Source organism: Kitasatospora humi, from assembly GCF_020907985.1.
Classification (GTDB): Bacteria; Actinomycetota; Actinomycetes; order Streptomycetales; family Streptomycetaceae; genus Kitasatospora; species Kitasatospora humi.
The window spans coordinates 1-25047 of sequence record NZ_JAJJPA010000065.1 but is presented as its reverse complement, the minus strand read 5'-3'; the positions used below and the strand labels follow the sequence as shown (position 1 = coordinate 25047).

The following is a 25047-nucleotide window of genomic DNA, read 5'->3' as shown; positions in this document are numbered from 1 at the left end:
TCTGCTGCGTCAATTGAGCGAACCCTCACAGCATTGTTTGCATTTTATTTTAACCCTATGGAAGCGGCTTGAATAATGCACGGAATGCCAGAGGCGTAATTCGAGAGCGCCTAACTAGGATCGCTGCTCCGGTCAATCCGCTCCGCCATTTCAAGCAAATATCCGGGAAGCTTCGATTTGGCCGCAAGGACTTCGATGCCAACGAGGCGACTGGTCTCATCAAAATCCAGATTGATCATACCCTCCACCTGAACCGGGTCGCACGGGTACATCCGCGCAACTCTCGTATCGACCCGAGGGTCAGCGAAATACAGGTAGGCTGCATCCGCCTCGGCATCGTAGGTGACCCTCACATCGGCCATGGTCAACGCCCTCCCATGAGACGGTTGATATAAGCCCTGTCCACGTTCGTCATCACGGTATTGATGTTTCCGTCAATCGTCTTGGCGATGAAGATCTTCGAGCCAGAATCGTAGTAGCCAGTTTTCCACTGATCGTCGTGAAGATAGGAAAACGGCTGGTTTCCGAGGACTCTCTCAGCCTCCTCCGGCGAAACTCCACGCTGACTCAGACGCTGAAGAGCATGCGACGTGAACGCAGAACTTGCACTTGGGGGAGCAGGTGCCGGGGCGGGGGTGGGCTTCAGTGTTACATCATTGCCCGGCTGTCCCTCACATGTACACGACGGGTCATGGCCGTCGAAATATCCTCCACAGTTATGGACCAAGACCGGCGTGGTACCGGCGAGTACATAGTACGTGTGCTGGGCAGCCCCTCTCTACCTGCGTTTTCGCAGGTCAAACGGTGTTCGGCGGTTCCGCTGGGGTGCGGGTTCGGCCGGGGTTGTTCGTGGTTGTTGCCGTCACCGCTGCCGTCAAGGGTCTGGACCAATCTGGTGGGTCGGGGGTTCTCGACCGCCGGGTGCCCTCGGGCATGCTCGGGGCCGGGCTCCCTGCGTCGGCCAGTCTCGCAGCGCGAGGACCGGGACGGGAGGGGATTGGTCGACGGCGAGGCTCCGGGAGCTTCGCTCCCCGCCGGAGGCGAACGCCAGCCACCCGCCGATGGCCGACTCGGCGACGGGCCTTGATGGTCGGACCCCTGGCCGGCCATCTCGAACGACCGGCCGTAGGACGGTCGTGGGCGACACCTTGCTCCGCGTCGCGGGCAAGGAGTCCATAGCCCACAACTTGCTCCGGCTGGCCGGGGCTCGGGGTAAGCAACGCTTACCCCACAACTTGCTCTCATCGGGCACCAGTCGAGCCCCGCTCACGACCTGGCGGACCGCTGACCGCTGACACCCGTGAAGACCTCGGGGTCGGTCCGACCCTGGGGCGATCGGCGACGCCGGGCCGGTTCCAGCGGGCGGGCCCGCCTTGAACCTCGTAGAGAAAATCTGGACGCACAGCTCCAGCCCCTGGCCGTCCAGCGGCCGACGGGTCAGCAGCCTCGCTCGGTGCCGCCCGCTTCGAGGGCTTCGACGCGGGCACGCAGGGCGGTGAGCTGATCAAGCGTCTCGGCCAGTGCCAGCTCCAGTGCCTCGACGCGCGCCGCCGTCCCGCCGACGGGCGTGTTCCCCGCCGCCCCGTCATCTGAGTCGCCGTCGGTGTCGGCGTCGGGGTGGGCGACGAAGGCTCCCTTGCCGGGGCGGGAGATCGCGTAGCCGTCCTGCTTCAGAAGGGCCATCGCCTTCTGCACGGACAGGCTGGAGGCCCCGTACTCCGCCATCAACACGGCCTGCGTCGGCAGCGCGTCCCCCGGCTCCAGCCCGCCGGAGCGGATCCGCTCCCGCAGGGCCTCGGCGATGACCTCGAACGTCAGCAGCACCGTGCCACCCACCGGCCTGCGCCCCCGCCGCCCGACTGTCACCGCAGGTCACCCCACCTTCTCTATGCCACTACCACCGAAATCCGGCCCGTCCAAAACGGAGGACCGGGGCCACAGTACTCGCGTCCCCACCGGCCACCGAAATAGATGAGGAGGGATGCACTTGAATGCGCGCTTGAAGCGATGCTACCTTCACGCACCGTTGGTGAACACCACCGCTGACCAGGCCAGACGTCCCCGGCCCACCATCCGCGCCCGCCGTCACGCGCACCGTGCCCACGTGCGCCGACCAGCCGGGCCGCCGCGCAGTCACCTCTCTTCTTCTCCCGACTCCTGCCGGAGGTCTGTCCCCATGCCCGTGCAGCTCCAACTCCCCGCCCCCGCAAGCACCGCTACTCCCGCCAGCGCGGCGTTCGCCGCACCGGCGCTCACCAGCAGCGCCAACACGTCCGCGCACAGGAGCTCGGCGCTGGAACGGCGGGCGCGGCTGACCGCCAGGCTGGCCAAGCTCGCCGCCGCCGGATACCTCGCACCCCTGGCCCGGCAGATCGGCTCCCTGGGCGGCTGCGCCCGCCCGATCCGCCTGACCGGCCACCGCACCCGCCTGAACACCGCCACCGGCCAGATCCTCGAACACCTCGACACCCGCCACCTGCCCGCCGGCGAACTCCTGGTGCGCTGCGGCAACCGCCGCACCACCCGCTGCCCCGCCTGCTCCACCCTCTACCGCTACGACACCTACCAGCTCATCGCCGCCGGACTGCGCGGCGGCAAGACCGTCCCCACCAGCGTCGCCACCCATCCCCGCGTGTTCGCCACCCTCACTGCCCCCGGCTTCGGCCCCGTGCACAACCAACTCGGCACCGCCCCCTGCGCCTGCGGCACCCGGCACGACGACGGCGACCCGCTCCTCGGCACCCCGCTGAACCCGCAGCGGTACGACTACACCGGCGCGGTGCTGTGGAACGCGCACGCCCCCGCCCTGTGGGCCCGCTTCACCACCCACCTGCGCCGCGAGATCGCCAAGGCCGCCGGACTCACCCAGCGCACCCTGCGCCACCACGCCACGCTCTCCTACGCCAAGGTCGCCGAATACCAAAAGCGCGGCCAGATTCACTTCCACACCGTCATCCGCATCGACGGACCCACCGGCCCCGCCAGCACTCCGCCTGCCTGGGCTACCACAGACCTCCTCGATCACGCCGTCCGCGCCGCCGCCCAGCGCACTCGCGTCCAGCACCAACGCCTCACCGGGGCTGGGGAGGCCGACCCGGCACAGTCGGCGGGGCCCTTGGTGTTCCGGTTTGGGCGGCAGATCGACGTCCGCGCGATCCGCAGTACCGACTTCAGCGGCGACGCCCCCGTCACCGACCGCCACGTCGCCGCCTACATCGCCAAGTACGCCACCAAGGGCGCCGAGACCACCACCGGCACCCTCGACCGCCGACTGCGCTTCCTCGCCGAACTCGCCCAGCACGACCTCACCGACCACGCCCGCCTCATGATCCACACCGCCTGGCACCTCGGCACCCAGCCCCAGCACGCCCACCTCCGCCTGCGCCAGTGGGCCCACATGCTCGGCTTCCGAGGCCACTTCTCCACCCGCACCCGCCACTACTCCACCACCCTCACCCACCTCCGAGCCGAACGCACCACCTGGCGCACCCGCCAACCCGAAACCGCTGCCCCGACACCGACCGACCCGACCCTGGCCGGTCGACACGCCGGTCAGGAACCGACCGGTGAGGGCCAGCCGGTCACTGACCTGCACAGTGACCGCGATGACCGCGCTGACCTGACCGTCGGTCACACTGACCCCGGCCCCGGTCACCGCGCAGGTCACCGCACGAAGGACGGGCGATCCGGCGGCCCGGACACGACTCTGGTGATCTCGCACTGGCAGTACGCCGGAACCGGCCTCCTACCCGAACTCGCCCACCTCGCTGACCTCCTGTCCACCACACCGCACCCCCGGACCGAGCAACCGAGCCGCCCCCTGCAGGCGCGGCGCGCCGGTGACCCGGCCGGTCACACCACCGACCCGCTGACCACCGCCGTCCAGACAGAGGCGATCGCATGACCGCCGAGGCCGAACTCCTCACCGTTCCCGAGGTCATGGCACGCCTGAAGATCAGCCGCTCCACCGTCTACGACCTCATCCGCACCCGGCAGCTCGCCTCCATCACCATCGGCCGCGCCCGGCGCATCCCTGCTCACGCTCTGACCGCCCTCGTCCACCACCAACTCGCAGAGGCAGCCTGATGACCACCCCCGACACCAACCCCACCCCCAGCACCAGCACCAGCACCAGTTCTCGCAGGGTCCGCGCCAACGGCGACGGCACCGTCTACCAGCGCAAGGACGGCCGCTGGGAAGCCGCCGGATACGTCCTGGCCGTCGGCGACACCCGCAAGCGCGTCCGCATCTACGGCACCACCCGCAAGGAAGCCCTCGCCAAGCTCACCGAGAAAATCGCCGCCAGCAACCGCGGCATACCCGCCCCCACCGCACAGGGCAGCGTTGGCGCGTTCCTCACCTACTGGCTGGAGAACGTCGCCGTTCACCGCCTCCGCGAGAACACCCACACCCGCTACACCGCCTGCACCCGCCTCTACCTCATCCCCGGCCTCGGCAAGAAGAAGCTCGCCAAGCTCACCGCCAAGGACGTCCGCACCTGGCTCGACCAACTCCGCACCACCTGCCAGTGCTGCGCGCGTGGCCTCGACATCGCCCGCGAACAGCCCCAGTGCTGCGCGGCCGGCACCTGCTGCGGCAAGCGCCTGTCCGCTCTGACCCTGGCCTACATCCACTCCGTGCTCAAGTCCGCCCTGGAGCACGCCGTCCGCGAAGAGGAGATCCCGCGCAACGTCGCCCGCAACGTCCGCATGGGCACACCCCGCCCCCGCCGCTTCGAACCTCTCACGACCGAGGAAGCCCGCGCATTCCTCGCCGCCACCCACGGCCACCGTCTGCACGCGCTGTTCGAACTCGCCCTGCACACCGGGCTCCGCAAGGGCGAACTTCTCGGCCTGCGCTGGGAAGATCTCGACCTGGCCGGCGGAACCGCCAGCATCCGCCGCACCCTCCAGCGCACCAACACCGCTGGCCTGACCGCCCTCCCAACGAAGACTCAGAGCTCCGAGCGGCGGATCGCCCTGCCGACGCCGTGCTTGCGCTCACTCGAACAGCACCGCGATCGGCAGCACCAGGAGCGCGAAGTGGCGGGTGAGGGCTGGAAGCACAGCGGCTACGTCTTCACCCGGCCCAACGGCTCCCCGATCGAGGGAGCCACCCTCACCCGGCACTTCAACGCTCTGCTCCGCCGGGCCAGGCTCCGCCACATCCGCTTCCATGATCTCCGCCATTCGGCGGCCACCCTCCTCCTGGAACAGGGCGTCGAACTTGTCGTGATCAAGGAACTGTTGGGCCATGCCCACATCGGGGTGACCGCGACGGTGTACGCGCACGTCCGCCTCCGCCTCCAGCGCGACGCCATCGACCTCCTCGGCCGCACCCTCGGCAAGCCCTCCGAGGCCGGCACCGACCCCGACGACGGCGACGAGCCACCGCTTTGTGCAGCATCCGTCCGCTGACGTTGCCGTCAACTACTGCCGTCAAAGCGTGAAGAGGCCCTGCCGGAAATGGATTCCGGCAGGGCCTCTTCACGCAGTGTTACGCAGTTTCGTGGGCTATAAACTCACCCATCAGAACGAACATCCGACTACACAGAGCCTCATCGTCTGACTCACCTGCCACGCTTCCATGATCCGATACAAAGATCTGGCGGACTAGCTCCCACCAAACGAGATTCGCACCATGCCCAAGCCTCTCGGCAAGCCACCCGCGAAACCCCTTAAGCAGTCCCCAGTCTTGCATCGCATCGCATCCATTGATGAAGGCGACGAATTCCCGATACGAGCCATCCAGGCCATAAGCTCCGGGCCTGCGCTGCACGTTCTGGAGGAGGGTGGAGAAGTCCACGACCAGCCTCTTTCTAGTGGAGGGGAGTGAAGACTAGGTCGTCACCATACTCGAATTGGCTTCTATACACATCCATCGGTTCACCACCCGGTCCTGTCCAGGCATCGTACACACGGTCGTCCTTCACGACCACATCATGGTGACCCCACAAGGAATCCTGCCCACGGTACTTCCCAAGCGTCGGCGCACCATAGCGGTCCGTGATTCTCATCCGCGTTCCACCAATGCTCTGCTGGACCGAGCGCGCCACATCCTCGCATCCATTGCTCCCGGAAATGGTGCAGACATTCGACGCCTTGCCCTTAGGCCAATACGTCTCGGGGCACGGCAAGTCGGAATTGTGAACCAGTACCGGCGTATTGCCGGCGAGTACATAGTACGTGTGGAGCTGGTCGATGGTCAGGTTGTGGGTGACCTGCTGAGGTGTTTCGTAGCTGCGGATAGCAGTGACTGTGACGGTGGAGCCGTCGGGTTGCCGAAGCTGGTCGCCGGTCCCGAGGTCAGCGGCGTCGGTCCAGCGGTTGGTGGTGAGGTCCCAGTAGGGGTGATGCTGGGTGGATGTGATTGAGAGGGTAATCGTGCCGCTGGTCAGGCTGAGGTCCGTGAACTCCTTATCGTCGGGGGTGGTGATGGCGTCCGTGACCTGCTCGGCCTTGGTGCTGCCGGTCTGGGGGTCGGTGGCGGTTACGGAGTCGTTGGTGGTGATTTGCTCGATCGGCTTGCCGGTGCCGTCTGCCATGAGCACCTTGGTGCCGGGCAGGAAGCTGTTGCACCCCCCTGCTCCGGCTCCGCCGATGGCGGCGAATGCACCGCCCCAAGCGGCGCCTTGGACGGCGGCGAAAGCCTCGTCTGTCGCGAGGGCGCCAGCCGAGTGATCGGCATTGCCGTCGAGCATGTTGTTGAGGCCTGCACCCAGCGCCGCGACGGCTGCTCCGCATGTGGCAGCGGCTGCTACCGCAGAAGCGCCTGCGGTTTCCAGGGCGCCGACCGCACCTCCGCCGTAGCAGAGGCCGCCGGCCACTGTGGTGACCACGGCGACCGTTAGCGCTCGGACGACAGGGTGGTCGGTGGTGTAGTTCTCCACACGCTTGGCAGCATTATTGAGATGGCATCCGAGATCGAGTAGACCGGAGCACTTCTTGGTCCCGCGGGCGTTGCCAGTGGCCGCCTTGCCGCCGCCCTTGTGGCTGCCCCCGGTGCCGTCCCCGTTGCCGCCGCTTCCGGCGCCGTTGGAGCTGGTTGTCGGCTGGTACTTGGGATCGTCTGTGTATGAGCCGTCCGGAAGCGCAGTGCGGGTGTTCATCGGCATGTCGGCATAGCACTGGGCATCGCAGGCCGACCCCTCGGTCGGGTCTGCTCCGTAGTAGTCGGGCCCGTGCATGGCACCGCTGGGGTCACTGCTGTTGACGGGGTTGTCGTTGCTGTAGGCGTAGCCGTTCCACTGCTGGGGGTCGGCGGCGGCCATGAGGGGGTCGGGATTGAGGAACCGTCCGTGACTGGGGTCGTATTCGCGTGCTCCCAGGTTGGTGAGTCCGGTGGTGGGATCGAGGGTTCCGCCGACGAAGCCCTTGTCGCCGCTCCAGGTGCCGAGGGCGGGTTGGGTGCCGCGGGGGTTGCCGAACGGGTCGGTGGGTCGGCGGGTGACGGTCTGTGCGGCATCGATGCCGATCTGCACGCCGTTGGTGCCGTGCGGGTCGGATGCCTGGTAGACGAGCGTTCCGCCGCCGGTCGCCGCGGTGACGCGGGTGATGGTGATGCCACCCGGGGAGCTGTAGTAGCGGACATCCGACATCGAGTTCGACGCGGTGTCGAGGGTGAGCTCGTCGGCGCCGAGGTTCAGCGTGGTCTTGCCCGGGTCGCGGCGGATCAGCTGGTTGCCATCGGCGTCGTACAGGTACGACGTGCCGGAGGACTGCCCGGACTTCGTGACCGAGTTGAGCTTGTCCTCACCGTTCCAGGTCAGCGTGGTAGTTCCGCTGGTGTCGGTGATCGATGTGGTGTTACCGGTGGCGTCGTACTGGTAGGACGCGGTGGCCGTACCCGAGGCCGACTTGGTCGACGCGGTCAACAGCCCATGCGGGCCGCCGGTGCCGCCGCCGGTGTTCGGGGCGCTGGTCGGAGTGTTGGGAGTCTGCGCGGCTCCGAAGGTCTGGGTGGTGGTGATGTCATTGGCGGTGTTGCCGCTGACGTCGTGCTGCACCAGGGAGGTGCGGTTGCCGGTGCTGTCGTAGGTGTAGGTCTGCCAGTAGGGCGAGGGGCCGCCGACGCTGGGCTTGGCCGGTGTGCCAGTCATGGCAGGGCCGCCCGCGTTGTTGCAGGCGCCGATGCCGGGAACGGACGGTGCGGCCTTGGTGGTGGTGCCGGCGGTGTCGGTCCAGGCGTTGGTGAGCCGGCCCAGGTAGTCGTAGGTGAAGCACTGGGTGTCTGTCGCCGAGGCGTTCTGCAGGTCGGTGGCCGAGGTCATCTGACCAGCCGGGTTGAAGGTGTAGCTAGTCTGATCGAGCGATGTGGTGCCGGTCTGGCGGTCCAGGAAGGACTTGACCACGCGTCCGGTGGCCCAGTCGTACTGCTGGGTGGAGACGACCTGCGTCCCGTAGTCGCCCACAGTGGTGCGGGTCGCCCGGCCGAGCGCGTCGTACTGAACGTCCGTCACCAACGAGTTGTTTCCGGCGGAACCGATCATCAGACCGGTTACGATGTAGAGGTAGTCCACCTCCTCAGCGGGCAGGCCGCCAACTGCCGGAAGGTCCGTGTGGTCAAGTGAACCCAGTACCGGGGTGTAGTAGTTACTGGTGCTGTAGGTCCCCGCCAGTGCGCCTTCGGTCGAGGGGAGGGTGACACTGTTGCCGGTCGGCCGGTACATCGTGTCGTAGCCCGTGACCGCCTGCGTGTAGGCCGTTCCCGATGCTCCGCCGACATAGCGGGTGGAGGAGGTCAACTGCCCCTTGGCCAGGGTGTCGTAGGTCCATCCCGCGAGCTGGTTGGCCGGCGTCACGTTGCCCTGGTACATCCCGGTCTTGCGTCCGAGGATGTCGTAGGTGTACGCGAGGGTGTTGCCCTTGGCGTCCGTGGTCGAGGTGACCTGGGAGTCGGCGTCGTAGGCGGTGGAGCTTGTGCCGGTGTCGGGGTCCTTCTGAGAAGTCTGTCGTCCCCTCAGGTCGTAGGTGTAGGACCACGTGTTGCCGGATGAGTCGGTCCTCGTCGCCGGCTGGCCGCTGGCCGTGTACGTGGTGGTGGTGATGTCGGCGTCAGTGGGGCTTCCGGTCGGCGTTGATCCGTGGTACTGCCACTGCTGGACTGTCCTTCCGCGGGCGTCGGTGACCGTGCTGGTCGGGGTGGTGCCCTGCGGAGGGGTGACGTCGGTGCGGTCGGCACCCGGGTAGGCGGTGCTGGTGACCCACTGCTGCTGACCGTAGGACACGAACGCGCTGGTCACGGGACGGCCCTGACCATCGAAGGTAACCCAGTTCTGGGCAGGCACCTGCGCGTCCTGCGGGGCGAAGATCGTTCCGTTCGGTGAGGTGGTGTTGTCGAAGTACGGCGACGAGGTCTTGATCGCCCAACCGTGCGAGTCGTAAACAGTGTCGGTGATCAGACGCCCCGCACCGCCGACTGCCGGGGTGGTCTGTGTCTGCTGCAGTCGGCCGAGGCCGTCGTACAGCTCGTTCTTGGTCTGGTAGCTGCTGTCCTCGTTGATCGTCTGGGAGGTCACGACCGACGGGCCCGTCACGCCGTTGACCGAGTAGGAGAACTTGTCGTTCGGGCTGAGGTTGGTGGCCCGGTCGGGCTGCCACACGGCAGTCAGCCGGCCGAGGCCGTCGTACTGCTCGGTGGTGACCCTGCCGTTCGCGTCGGTTGCGGTAAGCGGCAGACCGCGTCCCGGGTCCATGGTCTTGGTGTTGGCCCAGCTGGCGCCCATCGGACCTGTCACGCTGAGCGCCGTCGGCAGTGCCCCCGTCGCCGGGGTGTAGGCCGTCTTCGTCGCCGCACCGTCCGGGCCGGCGGCCGAGGTGACGCGGCCGTAGACGTCGTAGGAGGAGGTCGTCAAGGTGACGTACTGCGGCTGGCCGCTACCGTCGTAGGAGTCGATGCCCTGGGTGGTGGTGGCCGCTCCCGTTCCGCCTGCCTGCCCAAGCGGTAGGCCGTCGTAGAGCGTGCGGTTGTCCGAGACCGTGTTGGCGGCATTCGGCGCAGTACCGCAGGGTCCTGTGACGGCGCGGGACTGCGAGACCAGCTCCAGCATGGCGGGGTTGCTGCCGGTCGCGTAGCTGGTGGTGGTGCAGATCTCGGGGGCACCGGCGGTGCCGTCGCCCTTGTCGTCCACCATGGTCGGCCTGTCACCGTTGTTCGGGTCCCGGGTCGTCACCTTATTGGTGTTGCGCCAGGAGCCGTTGGCCAACTTTGCCCAGGCGGAATCCGTCGAACTGGTCTCGTCGTAGCGTGCGACCAGGTTCGGCATGCTGTTCTGCTGCTTGTGGGTCGCGGTGACGACCGGACCGGAGCTGACGCTTGCGGACGCGCTAACGACGGAGCCGCCAGCCTGGTCGTACGTCTGGCTGCCGAGCACCTGGTCCGAGAGCCAGTCGTCGTCGGTCATGGTGACCGCGGTGGCCCCGGGGTACGGGGTGAACGAGGCGGTGACGCTCCGGGTGGTGCCGTTGGCGAGGTAGTCGCCGTTCATGCCCCGCAGGTATGTGCTCACCTGCTGGGTCTTGGGAGCCTCGCCAGTGTTGCCGCTACCGAGGGTGGTGGTGACGGTCTGGTAGCCGCGGAAGTCGTCCCAGGTGCGGGTCTTCGGGTCCGTGAGGTCGTTGTCATTGCGGTGCCACGCGGCACCGCCGCCGTAGCTGTAGGTCGTTGACTTGACCATCGAGGAGCCGGTGACGGCGTCCTGCTCGTTCACCGAGGTGACGAGGTACTTGTTGAACCAGTCGTTCACCGGGTCCGGCGAAGATGAACCGGGCAGGTACCAGTGGACGGGCATGCAGGCCATGGTGTTGCTGTCCTCGGAGGACGGCATGTGGTTGTTGACCCGCGAGCACTCCGGTGTGGAGTAGTTCATGAAGATCTGGCCACCGGTCTCGGTGGTGATCTGCTGGAGCCGCGGCCGGTTGAACGCCGGCTCCGCCGGCACCAACCCGTCCACTCGGTTGGGAAGCTCCCGTGGCGTGAACGAGACGGCCGGAAGCTTGACGGCCGGCTGCCCGTCCGTGCCAGTGCGCTGGATTGACGACAGCCACAGCGCGGGCTTGGTGCCGTCACCGGGGTCGGGGAAGGTGTGGCTCAGCGCCCACGAGTCCACCGTGGTGTAAGCGGAGCCGACGAGGACCTGGGTGCTGATGGTGGAGAGCATCAGCGGCGACCAGAAGGTCGGCGAGTAGTTGGTGCAGGTTCCCGACGAAGGGCAGGCCTGGTCCAGAGGCGAATCAGGCCAGTTGGTCTGGTTCGCCTTGGTGCGCTGGGCGCTGGTACAGGTGACGCTGCCGGAGGCGACGCAGCGCTCGGTGGTGCTGAACAGCACCTGTGCGGCCGGCTTGGCCGTGCCGTTCGCTGCGATCTGATCCGGCAGGCGCTGGCCGTACGAGATCTGAGTGACCTCGGTGGCGCGGACGTACTTGGCCAGCGTCCCGCTGCCGTTGTTCTGCCCACCGCCCTGGGTGTAGTAGTTGATGTCCTGCTGGTAGTTGTAGGTGGTGAGGTTCTGGTTCGGGTCCACGACGTAGTCGAGGTTCCACCGCCAGCCTTCCTGGCACCACGAGTTGGACCCAGTCGAGGCGTTGTAGCAGTCGTCGCCGCTCTTGGGGGAGTAGACCGGGACGTAGTCGACGGAGTTGGTCGCAGCGTCGCTGTGGTTGCCACCGGGCAGGTGGTTCTGGCCGAAGTAGTACTGGACACCGTCGGTGGTGGTCACCCGCCAGTACTCACCGTTGTGCGCCTCGTTCGCCGCGCCCGTAAGCTGCTCGACCTTCGAACCGTCGTCACCCTGGAGATGCCAGACCCCGGTCGTGTCGTCACGCACGAGCGTTCCCGAGTGGCCCGCCAGGTTCAGCGTGGCGTTCTTGCCGCCCCAGCACTCGTCGCCGGAGTTGGTGATGCCATCGTTGCCACAGCCCTGGTAGGAGCGCTCGATGAAGCCCGGCTGGTAGTCCCAGCCCTCACCGACCCAGGAAGTCTGAGCGTTGGTGGCGGACGTCTTCCCGTCGATGGACGACGAGTTGTAGGACAGCGTGACTTGCGGGACCGCGCCACCTAGGGAACTCGGGGTCTGGATGGGGTACGAGTAGGTGAAGCTGCCGATGTTCGAACCGGCCCCCCAGGCCGCGGACGGCGACAGTGGGGAGGCCGTGTACGTTCCCGTCGTTCCGGACGATGATGTGGTGGCCGCGAGCACCAACGGTGCGGCGGTTCCCGTCGACGCCTGAACGGCAGTCGAGCGGACGAGGCCTGCCTGCTCCGCTCGACCAGCATTGTCCGCGGACCCCGGCAGCGAGCTCTTCACGATCCCGGGCACGGCCGGCAGCGCCACCTCGGCAGTGAGCACTCCGGTCTTCGGATCGACACTCGACGCCACCGGCGTCTGCTTCTGGCACTCCGCAAGTTGTGGCGTGTTCAACGCACAGGCCGGGAGTGCTACCAGCCGGGTCCGGTCAGCGGTCATCGCCGACGCACTGCCCTGCAGGGTCTTCAGATCCAGCGCGACGTTCACACTCTGGTCTGCGGAACCCGCTGAGCTGCCGCTATCGGTCAACGCGACCACCGGACCGGTAGCCCCGGCGGCCCTACCCTGGTTGGCGCTGGTTACTTGGACCTTGACTGCTCGTCCGGAATCGTTCTTTCCGGCCGCGACCTTCACAGGCAGTTGCCCGGCCTGCGAAGGAGTGTTGCCCAAGGTCACCGTCGAGGTGCCCGGAGCTGCAGCAGCCGGAGCCGACCCAGCCGGGTTCCAGTTCGGCGGCACTGGGAATTCCGGTGCCTTCGGCTTCGCCGGCACCAGATTCTTGCCCTTGACCGGCTTCTGCGCCCCTAGAGGCGTGTTCGGGGTCCATACCTTTCCGTGCGGACGGTGGGCAGCCATCGCCTCAGCGGATGGCACCCCCAGCAACGTCGCCAACACCGCGAGGAACGTCGCCAGCCCCAGTATTCGGTGTCGCCCCCACAACCATCTCCCCACTGGCGTCCTTGCGCGCCACGGACTCACGTCGGTCTCCTGGTCAGTTAAGTGTTCGTCAAATGCACAGATCTGCACACGTGCGGAAATGGTAAAGAGACGTAAATCGAGCAGATCGTACCGAAAGAGGACAGGTCGGCCAACAGAGCGTCAGATCGTTACCCGATTGAAGCCAGGAAGTCGCCCTCCGTAAGGAGCGGGGCCCTGTCCATGGGTGGCCAATACGGACCAATGGCTAATTGGCTAGTGAAACCAGGTCAACTCTTCGAAGGCGAAAGTCCTCCTATGGACTGCAGTCAGCCAAAAATTCCTTGATGTCCGACTTGTGCTGCTGTCAGCTCTCGGGTGAATACTCTGATTTGACTGGGAACCGACAGAGCGTCATGGTTCCGCCCGAAGGGGCACTCCACCCACAAGGGGTGGAGTATGCCCGTAGAGATTGTGTAGGCTAATGTCGATTTGGAGAGTGCTGCCGGGCTCGTCGAGGCCGCCAGCTCCACACATCAGGCGCATATTCCGCCTGCTCACCTTTACAACCACTAGCGCAGTCACCCTGGCGGTGCTCGGGACTCCGCTAGCTCAGGCGGCAGATCCGACGCCCACGCCATCGCCGTCGACCAGCGCCTCCACCCCACCGTCCGCCACCGCACCTACACTGACGCCGCAGCAGCAGGCGTTGGTAGACGCACGCGCCCAGGCGGTCTCGAGCGGCAAGCCCGTCGTGGTCGACGCAATGACCACAGAGAGCTCACAGACACTGATCAACCCGGACGGCTCACTGACCACCACGGACAGTGCTCAACCCGTCCGTGCCAAGCGTGGTGCCAGCTGGTCCGCTCTGGACACCACATTGCACCAGAACGCGGACGGCTCGGTCAGCCCGGCTCTCACCACCAATGCCCTGAGCTTCTCCGGCGGCGGCAGCGGCCCCGTAGCCACCATCACCACAACGGAAGGCAAGAAGCTCGCGGTCACCGCGCCCTTCCCCCTGCCCGCACCGACACTGAACGGCTCGATCGCGACCTACGCCAACGTACTGCCGGATGTCGATCTCCAGGTCAGGGCGCTGACCAACGGCGGCTGGCGCGACGTCATCGTCGTCAAGACCGCTGCGGCCGCCGCCAACCCCCAACTGGCCGACCTACACTTCCCGGTCGCCACTGACGGGTTGACGGTCGCCGCAGACACCGCTGGCAACATCAGCTTCAAAGACTCCAGTGGCAAGGTCCTTCTCCAGGCCCCGACGCCCCGTCAGTGGGACTCCAGCACCCAGGCACCCTCGGCGGCGTCAACAGCCAGCAGTGCTCCGGCGGCAAAGCCGGCTGCCCTGCTCGATGCGGCTGACCCTGCCCCCCAGCCGCAGGTGTCGAGCGCGGACGGCCCGGGCGATCAAGCCGTCCAGTCAACCATGAAGGTCAGCGCGACTGGCAGCGGATTCGACCTCAGCCCTGACCCCGCCACCTTCGGCAAGGGCACCGGTCCCTGGTACCTGGACCCCACCGTCAGCGCCAACAGCAGCGCCAACGCGGCCACTCAGGTTCAGGAGTACCTCCCGAACAGCACGTACTACTCAACCGCACAGCAGGACCTGGGCACCGGCTACTGTGCCTACCCCGACTGCCCTGCCGCAGGCCGTGAGCGGGCCTACTTCCAAATCGGCATCAACTCGTTGATCTATACCCAACCGGGTGGTGCGCCTTCCTCGCCGACGGTCTACGACTCGATCTTGACCGCCAGCGTCGACGGCGCCTCCAGCCCGGGTACCTCTACCCCGCTGGGCCTGTACTGGACCGGTCCGATCAACAGCAGCACCAACTGGTACAACCAGCCCTGCAACGGCGGCGGCACCTTCGGCGGCTGCCAGAAGGTCGGCCCCTCCATCTCGATCACCGGCACCGGCAACATCAACTTCGATGTGACCTCGCAGATGCAGCAGGCCGCATCGCAGAAGTGGGCCAACTGGACGGTCGGAATCGCACCCGACGACGAGAACAACACGTACTACCGCCACCACATCTCCAGTGCGGTGTCCATCACCACCCACTACGACATCCAGCCGAGCGTCTGGTATCCGCGGGCCAGCCCGCAGCCGGGCTTCGCCAACTCGGACGGCAAGGGCACCCCGAGCTCGTTCGACTGCACGTCCGGCGGCAGCAAGCAGGGCTGGATCGGCAACAACCAGAGCGTCAACCTCACTGTCAACGCCTGGTCGCCGACCGGCCTAAACCTGACCGACTACTTCCACGTCTGGGACAACAACTCCAGCTTCAGCCCCCAGTACCAGACAGCGGCCCCGTCCTACGGGTCGGCCAGTGTCGCCGTCAACTCCAGCCAGCTCAGCGACGGCCACGTCTATGGCTGGAACGCCTGGTCCAGCGACGGCCAGCTCAACTCCCCGGCAACCGGCTACTGCTACTTCGGCATCGACAAGACGCCGCCCACCGTGAACGTCAGCTCCCAGGACTTCCCCCCGTCCGGCACGCCGAACCCAACCCCGACGAAGTTCAACACCGACTCGGGCACCTTCACCATCACCGGCACCGACCCCGCGCCGGCCGGCGGCGGCGCAGCCTCCGGTGTCGCCTGCTTCAGGGTCAGCACCAACTCCACCCCGGTCACCGGCTGGCACTGCAACAGCGCCAACACCACGACCGACACCTACCTGCCAACCACCACCGGCTCGGCCCAGTACAGCCACACACCGGGCAAGTGGGGCACCAACACGCTCTACGTCCAGGCCCAGGACAACGCCGGCAACTACAGCCAGCCAACCGTCTACAACTACTACGCACCCTGGAACCCCAAGTCCACGCCGACGTACGGTGACGTCACCGGCGACGGACGGCCCGACATCCTGCTGCCCGACGGCACCGGCAACCTACGCCTGGTCCAGAACACCAGCGACCCGGTCAACGCCGGCTGGCTGGCCGGCGCGGCCACGGCCGCCCCACCCGGCCACACCTGGAGCGGCCTGCAGATCACCCACCACAGCTCGCTGCGTGGGCAGCTCCCGGTCGACGACCTGATCGTCCACGCACCGGGCGACCAGCAAATGTACGTGTACCCGAACGACGGCTCGGGCAATTTCAACTCCCGCACCTCGTTCTACCTCAACGGCACCTCGACCCCGGGCCAGGTCACCTGCACCGACACCACCGGCGCGCCGGTCGACTCAACCCAGCCAGGCGGCTGCCCGGCGGCCCTGGGTGCCGGCAACGGCTGGACCTGGTCGAACGCTACCCAGATCCTGGCCATCGGCTCACCCGACAACGAGACCACCAGCCCGGTCACCAAGACCTCGCTGCTCGTGGTGATCAACAAGCAGCTGTGGCTCTTCGCCCCGGGCACCAACAGCGTCCGGCTGCTGGCCAAGACCGGCGACCAGCTGTCCACCCTGGACTGGACGAACTACGACCTGATCGGCCCTGGGCCGGCCAACGGCACCACCACCTGCACCAGCAGCACTACCGGCACCACCGTCACCGCGTCCCAGACCACCCTGTGGACCCGCGAGCGCTCCACCGGCCGCATTCTTGCCTACCCGATCACCAAGGACCCGAACAACAACTGCGCCAACGACTACTCCGCGCTGGCCGACCCGACCAAGGGCGTCCAGATCGGCACCGGGGTCAACCCGAACGTCTACCCGGTGGTCGGTTCGGCCGGTGACCTCACCGGTGACGGCGTGCCCGACCTGTACGCGCAGACCTCGGCCGGCCGGATCGTGATCTGGCCCGGCACTATCGGCGATGCGACCAACCACCCGGGCGTGGTGAGCACCTTCAGCGGCGGCAACGCGATCGGCGACCCGCGTGCACCCCTGGGCCGCTACGAGCTCTCCGGTCCCACCAGCACCACCGATCAGAGCCACACCCCGGACCTCACCGGCGCCAACCCCGGCACTGTCAACGGCGATGTCTCGTTCGGTGCCACCACCATGGGCATGGTGTCCACCCGTGCGGCCACCCTCAACTCCAGCACCGGCACTGCCAACAACGGCGAGGTAGACGTCCCCGGCCTTTCCGTGGACACCACTAAGTCGTTCACCGTCACCACCTGGGCCCGCGAGGACCAGAGCACCGACGGCGTAGCGCTCAGCCAGGACGGCGCGCAGACCAGCAACTTCATGCTGTGGCCGAGCACCGACTCCTCGGGCAACGTCAACTGGCTCTTCGCTATGGCCACTTCCGACTCGGCCGGGACGTGGCCGTACGACGTCACCAATGCTGTCATGAACGCAGGCGTCCGGGCGCAGATCGGGGCCTGGACCAAGCTGACCGCCAGCTACGACGCCACCACCGGCGAGATGGCCCTGTATGTGAACGGCGCGCTCGCGGCGACCGGCATGCACAAGACCACCATCCCCGCGTCCGGTTCGCTGGTGATCGGCCGCTACAAGAACCACGGCATGGTCAGCAACCCGTGGCATGGCGGAATCGCGGACGTCGCGGTGTATCCCTTCGCCACCACCCCCGGCAGCAGCGGCGGCACCGGTGATGGCAGCGGCAGCCCGATCACCCTCGGCACGCTCTCCGGGTACACCAAGTGCCTGGACAACTACAACGGCAACACCACCGATATGAACGTCATCGAGGTCTGGGACTGCAACGGCGGTACCTCCCAGAACTGGACCACCGAGGACAACGGCACCGTGCAGATCGCCGGCAAGTGCCTGGACGCCAACAACAACGGCACCGCCAACGGCACCAAGGTCGACCTCTACACCTGCAACGGCGGCGGCAACCAGCAGTGGCTGCCCCGAGCCGACGGCTCGCTCTACAACCCCGTCTCAGGCCGCTGCCTGGACGACCCGGGTATCAGCACCACCAACGGCACCCAACTGCAGCTATACGACTGCAACCAGTCCGCCGCCCAGCGCTGGACTGTCGTGCCCCTGAGCTAGACCAGCGGCACGCCAAGGCCCCGGTGGGCCGACCGTCAATCGGTCGGCCCGCCCGGGTTCCGACCCGGCGCAGAGGACGTAATTGAAAGCCTGCGAATCTCCTGCCTAATGCTCTCCGCCGCCCTGCGAGCGCTTGCTGATGAACGTGCTGGAGCAGCTCGGGCAGCACTGCACCAGCTCCACCTCGGAGAGGGTGCTCTCCGAGGTGCAGCCGGCGCAGAGTCCAGGCGAGGGTGCGGCCACCCCCAGCTCGGTCTCGGTGCCGAGAGTCTGCCGTCCGGCAATATCCGAGGCCTGGTTGCCATAGTGGTCGCCAATGCGCCGAGCGAGGACCTAGCGAGGCTGTCTTCGCCGGTGCGCTCGGCGACGCGGGTGCCAGGGGGTCGCGGCGCCAAGCACCAACAGCCGCACGCGGACTTCCTACAGCTCACGGCATTGAGGTGATCGTCTGCCGTGTGTGCTGAATGTGTTCCGGAGGTCGTCGCACCTCTCGCCCCACCCGCTCTGACCTGCGACTTTACGTAGAGCCAAACGGATGACTCCAGTTCCGCGTGAGCAGATGTCACGCAGGGCGGCCAATCCACCCAAGGGCACCCTCTGACCTGCTATTTCTCCCGCGCGAGCCTTGAGATGAGACTGAGTGCCGCTTCCGCGAAGCAGATGTCACCAAGAGCGCAAACCGCCTCTGACCTGCGGTGATACAAGGCAGCGCCCAGGGATCCCGGAAGCGCGAGAGCGCAGCATACACGCCCAATTTGTCCGCTTCGACCTGAAATTATGTCCGTTTTGGGTGGGCGCGGACGGTTTCGAACCGCCGACATCTGCTTTGTAAGGCTTGGCGTGCGGCACCCGCTCTGACCTGCGCCCTGCCCCACCTGCACCGGAGCCCGTCGGCAGCCCGCCAGTGCCCTCGACTGACCGTCACGTACCGCCCGATGTGGCACAGCTGTGGCACGGCGTATACGCTGCTGCCGCCCTGCGTCGACCGGTGCAAGACCCCTACGTGCCGGTTCGTTGTGGAGGGGGCCAGCCGTGTTCGAGCCGGGCCAGGGTGGGGGTCTATCGGGCGTTGCCGTTGAACAGCTCTGGCATCGGGCACAACTCCAGCGGCTCGTGCGGACGGTCGGCCCACTGCCACCAAATGTGACGGTTACCGCACCGCCATGCCGCCCGGCAGGTCCGCTTGCCGTCGCCTTCCCGGCGCGACAAAACGAGCCCGACACCTTCCATGGGCTCCCTGCATTCCGGACAAACGGGCCACTGGTCATCGGCTGCCATGGCCCGCACGGTACCGCGCGGGTGATTGAGAGGTTGACCGGCGCCCTGTACCAACTGGTTCCCCAGCAGCATGCCCCTCACTCGGGCACTGGTGGTGCACAGTGGGACGGCCCTCCGAGCAGGATGAGGTGAATGGGGGTCAGCGTGCACGATTCGGGTCTACCATCGCCAAATGTGACCTTGGTACTTGAGGACGTCCTCGCTGCTGTGTCCCAACCCGAGAGCCAGATGGTGGAGTTCAAGCTCTCCGCCCCTCCGAGGCGCCAGCTGGCCCGGCTCATAGCTGGCTTTGCGAACTCCACCGGCGGCACCGTGCTGTTCGGTGTAGGTAAGGACGGAACCTCCGGAACCGGTCGGGTCATCGGCGTCGATGCCGCACGTACCGAACGTGCCGTGATTCAAGCTGCGCAAATGATCGACCCGGAACCCGTGCTCAACGTGCGAGCTTTCGAGGTCGATGGGCGGTCGATCCTTGCAGTTCGAATCGAGCCGATCCGCGGCGTGCTTGCGCACACAGATGGGCAAGTCTACGTCCGGACCGGCACCTTCACTGTGCCAGCAGATGCTTCCACCATTTTTCGCAGTGCTGAGGTAGTGCCGTCAGAGCCGGCAGTCCTAGCCGAGATGCAGCGATTCTCGGAGATCATCGCCAAACAGACTCAGCTCATCGAAGAACTCCGAGCTGGCCAAGGCTGGCGCCCTCAACTGACCTGGGCACTTATCAGCGCCCTGATCGGGACTGTCCTGGGTGTCGTAGCGACTGTCCTGCTGGGCTGAGACGATCCGAGCGCGCTTCCGGGGGCGGTGAGCGGTTTTGGCCTGTGCTCTACCCAGTCTGGTGTTGGGCGTGATCAAGGGCAGCAAGTCGGGCCGCCGGCAGACTCCGGGCTGAGCGGGGTGGTTCCCTCCTCGATCGGGCAGCTTCGCCGCACCCGGGTTCTCCAGGGGCCGCCAAGGCTCACGTCGTGACGCTTGCGCTTGGCCTTGGCGGCCCCTGGAGGTTCCGGGTACGCCCTTGGGTGTCCGGTCGGGGAGGGGGCCGTCCCGCGACCCACCACGATCACCCCATCGATGGTGCACCCATGCGCCTGCCCCTGGTCTCCTCCGAGAGAGGGCCCGGCGGAGCCATATCGGCTTCTCTCTGCCGCACACGCGGCACCGCCGGACGGGCGCCGGAGCGGGGCGAAGACAGGGGTGGCGGCGGCCCGGCCTGGCGGGGCCGCGCGGCGCTGTGCGCCGCGCCTTGAACCCGTAGAGAAGGTATTTACGCACCTTCGCTGCCTTGCCACTGCCCCGGCTGGCCACCTTGGCGGTTGCCACCCGCCGTTGCGCTGGCATGACCGGTGACTCATCGTACGTGCCTGCTGTCCAGTCATCGATCTTGCGCTTACCACCCACGGCCGTCTAGTCCGGCGCGGTGGGCACTGACTGCCGATAGCGCCAACGTGGTTGCCTGACAGCAGAGCCCAATCCAGCCCAAGGCTGGCATATCGACCGGCGCATGACATGACGCACCCTATCCAAAACTCTCGCCTGGCTTTCTATACAAACGCGAGACCTGAGCAGCCTCCACATGCCAGACTGCTGCCCCAACGCCTAAGACCACCGGGGGCAGCCTTGACTAGCGAACCGCACGTCTCCATTACTCCGCGAGGCATGAGCGTGCAAGAGGCATACCGACTTTTCCGCGACGACGCGTTGCTGGTTAATCGCAGGTACCAGCGAAAGCTGGTGTGGTCAGTCAATGAAAAGCAGCTCCTTATCGACAGCATCCTTGACGGCTACCCCATTCCGTTGATCCTCCTTGCCGAGCGCCCCGAAATTCACGGCTCTGGAAAATATGAGATTATCGACGGAATGCAACGCCTCGATGCAATCTTTTCATTCATTGAGCAAAAGTTCGAATACGATGGCACCTATTTTGATTTGAGCCAAAGCGCTCGCGCCCGACAAGCTGCCGAGGCGGGGCACTTCGAGACCACCATGACGGCCCCGCTTCTGCCCGCCGAGAAGTGTGCAAATCTTCTCGACTATCAGCTCGCGGTCACGATCTTCCCAACACAGACCGAAGGGCAAATCACCGAGGTATTTAGCCGCATTAACTCCAACGGGCGACAGCTGAGCGCACAGGAGAAGCGTCAGGCCGGAATGATCAACCCGTTCTCCGAGGTAGTGAGATCAATCGCAAGCAATCTCCGAGGCGATGTCTCAGATGACATTTTGCTGCTGCATGAAATGCCAAGCATCTCTATCGAATCGAACAGGGAGCGTCAGCAGTACGGAGTTCGAGCACTGGAAACTCCGTGGGTAAGGCACGGGATTCTCAATGTGAAACAGCTTCGCGAGGGCGACGACGAACAAATGGTGGCCGACATTGCAGCCTCCATCCTTCGAAACTCGCCATTCCCAGCCAGCAAGGAGGCTTTCGATGAGATCTACAATGTAGAAAGCACTGAGCACAAGGCTCTCGAACAAGCGCTTGCCGCCTATGGCACCAAAAGGCTCGAGGCGGAAATCAAGTCGACATTTTCCGTTCTATTTGAGGTGATCGATAGCCATCTCGCTACTCAGAATGGATTGAGGAACCTGGTACGTCCCGCCGGCACAAATCCCATTCGAACTCCGTTTTATGCCATATTCATGTCTTTCTTCGACTTGGTAGTCAGGCAGCAGAAATCACCCTCTGACTACACTGCAATCATCTCGTCGCTTCGAGACGTTGCAACACGCCTGACTAGTGCGCGACACTACACCTCGACCGAAGAGCGCGTGTCTAATATTGACACTGTTACGGGGTTGATCCAGAGGTACTTCGTATCAAAGGTCCCCCCGGTTTTTGGGCACGGCCCGGGGCTTGCTCTTGACTTCGAGAATGCTTTGCGTCGATCGAAGATCGAAACAGGTAGGTATGAATTCAAGCAGGGTCTTCTTCGACTGGACGGAACTCGCCCATGGGAAGACGGCATCTATGCTGCCCTGGCTGAAACCATCTGCGGAATCGCGAATATGAAGCCCGGAGTCGACGGCTACCTATACATAGGCGTTGCTGATAACGATTCGACTGCTGCAAGAATTAGGGAACTTGACGGCATCACCACCGCGCCAATCCCCCCGCATCACGTCGTTGGAATTGATCGAGAAGCGACCCTCCTGGGGATGTCTCTGGATCAGTATGTCCGGCGTTTCGTCAGCAAGATTTCGCAGCAACGTCTCAGTGAGCCGCTCGCGACTCAGATCCTTTCAAATATTGACACCATTGACTATCGGGGTTTGTCCGTAATACGTCTTTTGATTCCAGGGCAAGATGATCTTTCCTACTTCCAGGATCGCGTGTTTGTGCGGAACGGGTCATCGACCGACGAAGTCACGGATGTCAAGCGAGTGGCTGCTTTGGCGAAGATATTCAGCTGAACCCGCTGCGCCGGATGCCAGAGGCGTAGGCGGTGGAGCAGTTCTGGCCGGTGTCCTGTCTGCTCTGGGCCGAGCGTGATCGGAGGGGCCGTAGGCTGCTGCGACTCGCTGAGGGCTTTGGGCCTGACCGCAATTTGGCCGAGTGGCTCCCCGGTCTTGCTCGGGCGGGTTCCGGTCCGGGCAGGTGGCTAAAACCGCGGAGCCACCGCGGTGCCCCGTCCTGGCGGTCGCGCCGGGACCGGGCGCCAGCCCGCACGCCCGGCGTCGGCCGCCGCGGGCGGGGCAGCGGCGCGCGCAGGGCGCGCGCCCTTGACCTGGTAGAGCTGAATTCGGCAGTGGAACTGCGTCAGATGTGAGTCGTTGCGACTACAGCGTGATCGTGGCGACCGCAGTGTCGTCGTGGGCCTTGCCGCGGGGCCAGCGCTTGCCGTCAGCATCGGAGTTTTCGGCAACGCGGACCTGGCGGATCAGTTCGGCCGGGCCGTGGTCGCGGATCAGGGTGAGGGCCTGGGACCAGTCGGCGAGGGTGAAGCGGTCAACCAGGCGTGAGGCGCCGTCGCTGAGGAGGGCGAAGCCGGCGAGGTCGGCGCGTGGGGTGGTGCCGGTGAGGGCTTCGTGTGCTGCCGCCGGGTCGGCTGCGGCGACCCAGAAGCCGCCGGGCTGGTTGCGGTGGGCGCGCATGGCCTCGACGTAGGTGCGCAAGGCGGCGGCGTGGGCCTGCGTGCCGGTGGCCTCGGCGTCCATGCGCTGGCGCAGGACCGCGCCGACCTGGGCTTCGCGGTCATCGGTGATCGCCACCGGCTCACGGTCGCTGGCCGGTTCGAGCACGAGGGTGGAGTCAGCCAAGACCAGGTACTCGACGTCCCGTTCGCCGACCCGCGTCGCGATGACCGTTGCTGACGGCGTGCCCGGGTGCGTGAGGTCGCAGGTGTCGCGGTGGAGTTCGGCAGTCTGCGTGATGGCTTCCGCCAGGCACTCGGTGAGCGGCTGGTCCGGCCGGTTGGTCGCCTCGGCCAGCAGGCTGACGCCGAGGCGGGAGACGTACCACGCCACCCCATGGGAGCAGCCGCTGTCCGATCCGGCGGGGGTGCCGGCGCCGTCGAGCAGGACGACGGCGTTCGGACTGGCGGCTACGAAATCCTCGTTGGGGCGGTCGGGGTGGGCGGGCTCGGTCGCGATCTCTATGCGCACCCGCTCAGTGTGCCTCGTGGCGGTAGAACGGCGACAGGAGGCGCACGTTGACGGGCTCGTTGTCGGTGGGGTTGTACTCGACGTTGACCAGGACCGAGAAGCGGCCGGTGCCGACCTGGGAGTAGAGGTCGGCGAGGTCGTTCACGATGAGGTGGATGACGCCGAGGGTGCCCTGTGGGTGGATACCGGTGAGCACCATGATCAGGCCCTTGCCATCCGGGCGGGGCAGGCGGCCCAGGTAGGCGACGTCCGAGTTGGCGGTCGGGGTGGAGTCCATCCCGGACCGGTACGCGACGCCCGCTTCCCTGTCTCGCAGGGTCCAGGGGCCGTCTTCGGCCCGCTCGAAGCAGATCGAGGGGTCCTGGGCGAGCACGCCCGCGACGTGGCTGGAAAGCCGTGGGCCGCAGATGACGATCATGTCGTCGCGGTTCAGGTCGATCTCGCCCCCGACCGGCACGTGCTCGAAGGTCGGGTCCAGCTTGTAGGAGCGGGCGAGGTCCCCGAGACGCTGGGCTGCGGCGAAGTCCTCAGCAGCCAGGACCGGCCTGGCGTTGCCGGCCTCCTGCTTGAGCGGGGTCGCGATGATCAGGCGGGCGTTGCCCAGGAATGCGCCCTCGGGGGCCGGCGCGGACTGCTTGAGCTGGTGGATGCGGCCGCGGGTCAGTCCGGCCTCGGCGGCGATCTGGGCATAGGACATGCCCTGGTCGTGCAGCTCGGAGATGACCCGCTGCCGCAGCCTGGACAGCTCGGTGACTTCCGTCTGCGCTTCGGCGAGCCGCACGGTGGCGGCCCGGAGAAGCGCAAAGGGGTCCTTGATGGCGGCGATCCGCTGCGTCTCTCCCGCCATGTCCTGCTCTCCTCGCTCGGTCTGGCCCGTCAGCGCCGAGTCTAGGGGGATAGACAGGATCAGCAAACGGCAGGTTCGGACAGTTTGCTGGGTGGTCGGGTTCATTGCGGATCTCCGGCGGTTTCTCGTGCTGTCGACTGTATAGGGGGCTATACACCCCGTGCTTTCGGCTTCAGCATGGGCTGCCGCCGATCTTCGTGCTCGCTGAATGTTAGTTCGGCCCACACCGTGTGGCAGTTGTCGACCTCGCTGCGCGCGCCCCAGTAGTCCGCGAGCGTCTGCACGATTGCCAGGCCCCGGCCGAAGTCCTCCACCTCGTCAGCGGATCGGAAGCTGAACGTGCTCTGCGGCGAACCGTCGTCCGTGACCGCGATGCGGATCCAGTTCTTGCGGCGGGTGATCTCCAGCCAGACGTGCCCGCCGTGTCCGGACCGGGTGTGGAGG

The 25047-nt window shown here is 66.0% G+C and carries 12 protein-coding genes; 6 read left to right on the top strand and 6 right to left on the bottom strand.

Features of this window, described 5'->3' with window-relative positions; genetic code table 11:
- Positions 1–110: 110 nt before the first annotated feature.
- Positions 111–362 (bottom strand): DUF2283 domain-containing protein, encoded by a 252-nt coding sequence (locus tag LN042_RS33285; RefSeq protein WP_230055178.1) that lies wholly within the window; start codon positions 360–362, stop codon positions 111–113.
- A 1075-nt stretch (positions 363–1437) separates the two neighbouring features.
- The gene (locus tag LN042_RS33280) at positions 1438–1824 is read right to left on the bottom strand and encodes a winged helix-turn-helix domain-containing protein (protein ID WP_230055177.1); all 387 of its coding nucleotides are present in this window, start codon (positions 1822–1824) and stop codon (positions 1438–1440) included.
- 352 nt (positions 1825–2176) lie between these two features.
- Between LN042_RS33280 and LN042_RS33275 the strand changes: the two genes are divergently transcribed.
- The 3 genes from LN042_RS33275 to LN042_RS33265 are packed head-to-tail and all read left to right on the top strand — an operon-like array spanning position 2177 to position 5417.
- Positions 2177–3904 (top strand): replication initiator, encoded by a 1728-nt coding sequence (locus tag LN042_RS33275; protein WP_308191905.1) that lies wholly within the window; start codon positions 2177–2179, stop codon positions 3902–3904.
- On the top strand, positions 3901–4086 hold the full coding sequence (locus tag LN042_RS33270; RefSeq protein WP_230055176.1) for a helix-turn-helix domain-containing protein: 186 nt from the start codon (positions 3901–3903) through the stop codon (positions 4084–4086). Before LN042_RS33275 ends, LN042_RS33270 begins: the two co-directional genes overlap by 4 nt.
- Positions 4086–5417: a tyrosine-type recombinase/integrase gene (locus LN042_RS33265; protein ID WP_230055175.1), complete on the top strand. Its 1332-nt coding sequence runs from the start codon at positions 4086–4088 to the stop codon at positions 5415–5417. The genes LN042_RS33270 and LN042_RS33265 overlap by 1 nt, the downstream gene beginning before the upstream one ends.
- 401 nt (positions 5418–5818) lie before the next feature.
- Here the strand turns inward: LN042_RS33265 and LN042_RS33260 are convergent, their stop codons facing one another.
- Entirely contained in the window at positions 5819–12880 is a 7062-nt protein-coding gene (locus tag LN042_RS33260) for an RHS repeat-associated core domain-containing protein (protein WP_230055174.1), read from the bottom strand.
- Positions 12881–13706: 826 nt separating this feature from the next.
- Between LN042_RS33260 and LN042_RS33255 the strand changes: the two genes are divergently transcribed.
- The 3 genes from LN042_RS33255 (at position 13707) to LN042_RS33245 (ending at position 22565) form a co-directional block, all read left to right on the top strand.
- Positions 13707–17876, top strand: coding sequence for a ricin-type beta-trefoil lectin domain protein (locus LN042_RS33255; RefSeq protein ID WP_230055173.1), 4170 nt, complete (start codon positions 13707–13709; stop codon positions 17874–17876).
- Positions 17877–19328: 1452 nt separating this feature from the next.
- The gene (locus tag LN042_RS33250; RefSeq protein ID WP_230055172.1) at positions 19329–19931 is read left to right on the top strand and encodes an AlbA family DNA-binding domain-containing protein; all 603 of its coding nucleotides are present in this window, start codon (positions 19329–19331) and stop codon (positions 19929–19931) included.
- Between the two features lie 879 nt (positions 19932–20810).
- Positions 20811–22565 carry a GmrSD restriction endonuclease domain-containing protein gene (locus LN042_RS33245; RefSeq protein WP_230055171.1) on the top strand — a complete coding sequence of 585 codons (1755 nt, stop codon included), beginning with the start codon at positions 20811–20813 and terminating at the stop codon, positions 22563–22565.
- A gap of 366 nt (positions 22566–22931) precedes the next feature.
- Here the strand turns inward: LN042_RS33245 and LN042_RS33240 are convergent, their stop codons facing one another.
- The 3 genes from LN042_RS33240 to LN042_RS33230 all read right to left on the bottom strand — a co-directional run.
- Positions 22932–23756 carry a protein phosphatase 2C domain-containing protein gene (locus tag LN042_RS33240; protein WP_230055170.1) on the bottom strand — a complete coding sequence of 275 codons (825 nt, stop codon included), beginning with the start codon at positions 23754–23756 and terminating at the stop codon, positions 22932–22934.
- Between the two features lie 4 nt (positions 23757–23760).
- The gene (locus LN042_RS33235; protein WP_308191904.1) at positions 23761–24708 is read right to left on the bottom strand and encodes a sigma factor-like helix-turn-helix DNA-binding protein; all 948 of its coding nucleotides are present in this window, start codon (positions 24706–24708) and stop codon (positions 23761–23763) included.
- A 44-nt stretch (positions 24709–24752) separates the two neighbouring features.
- On the bottom strand, positions 24753–25047 hold a 295-nt coding region (locus LN042_RS33230; RefSeq protein ID WP_230055169.1), incomplete at its 5' end, for an ATP-binding protein.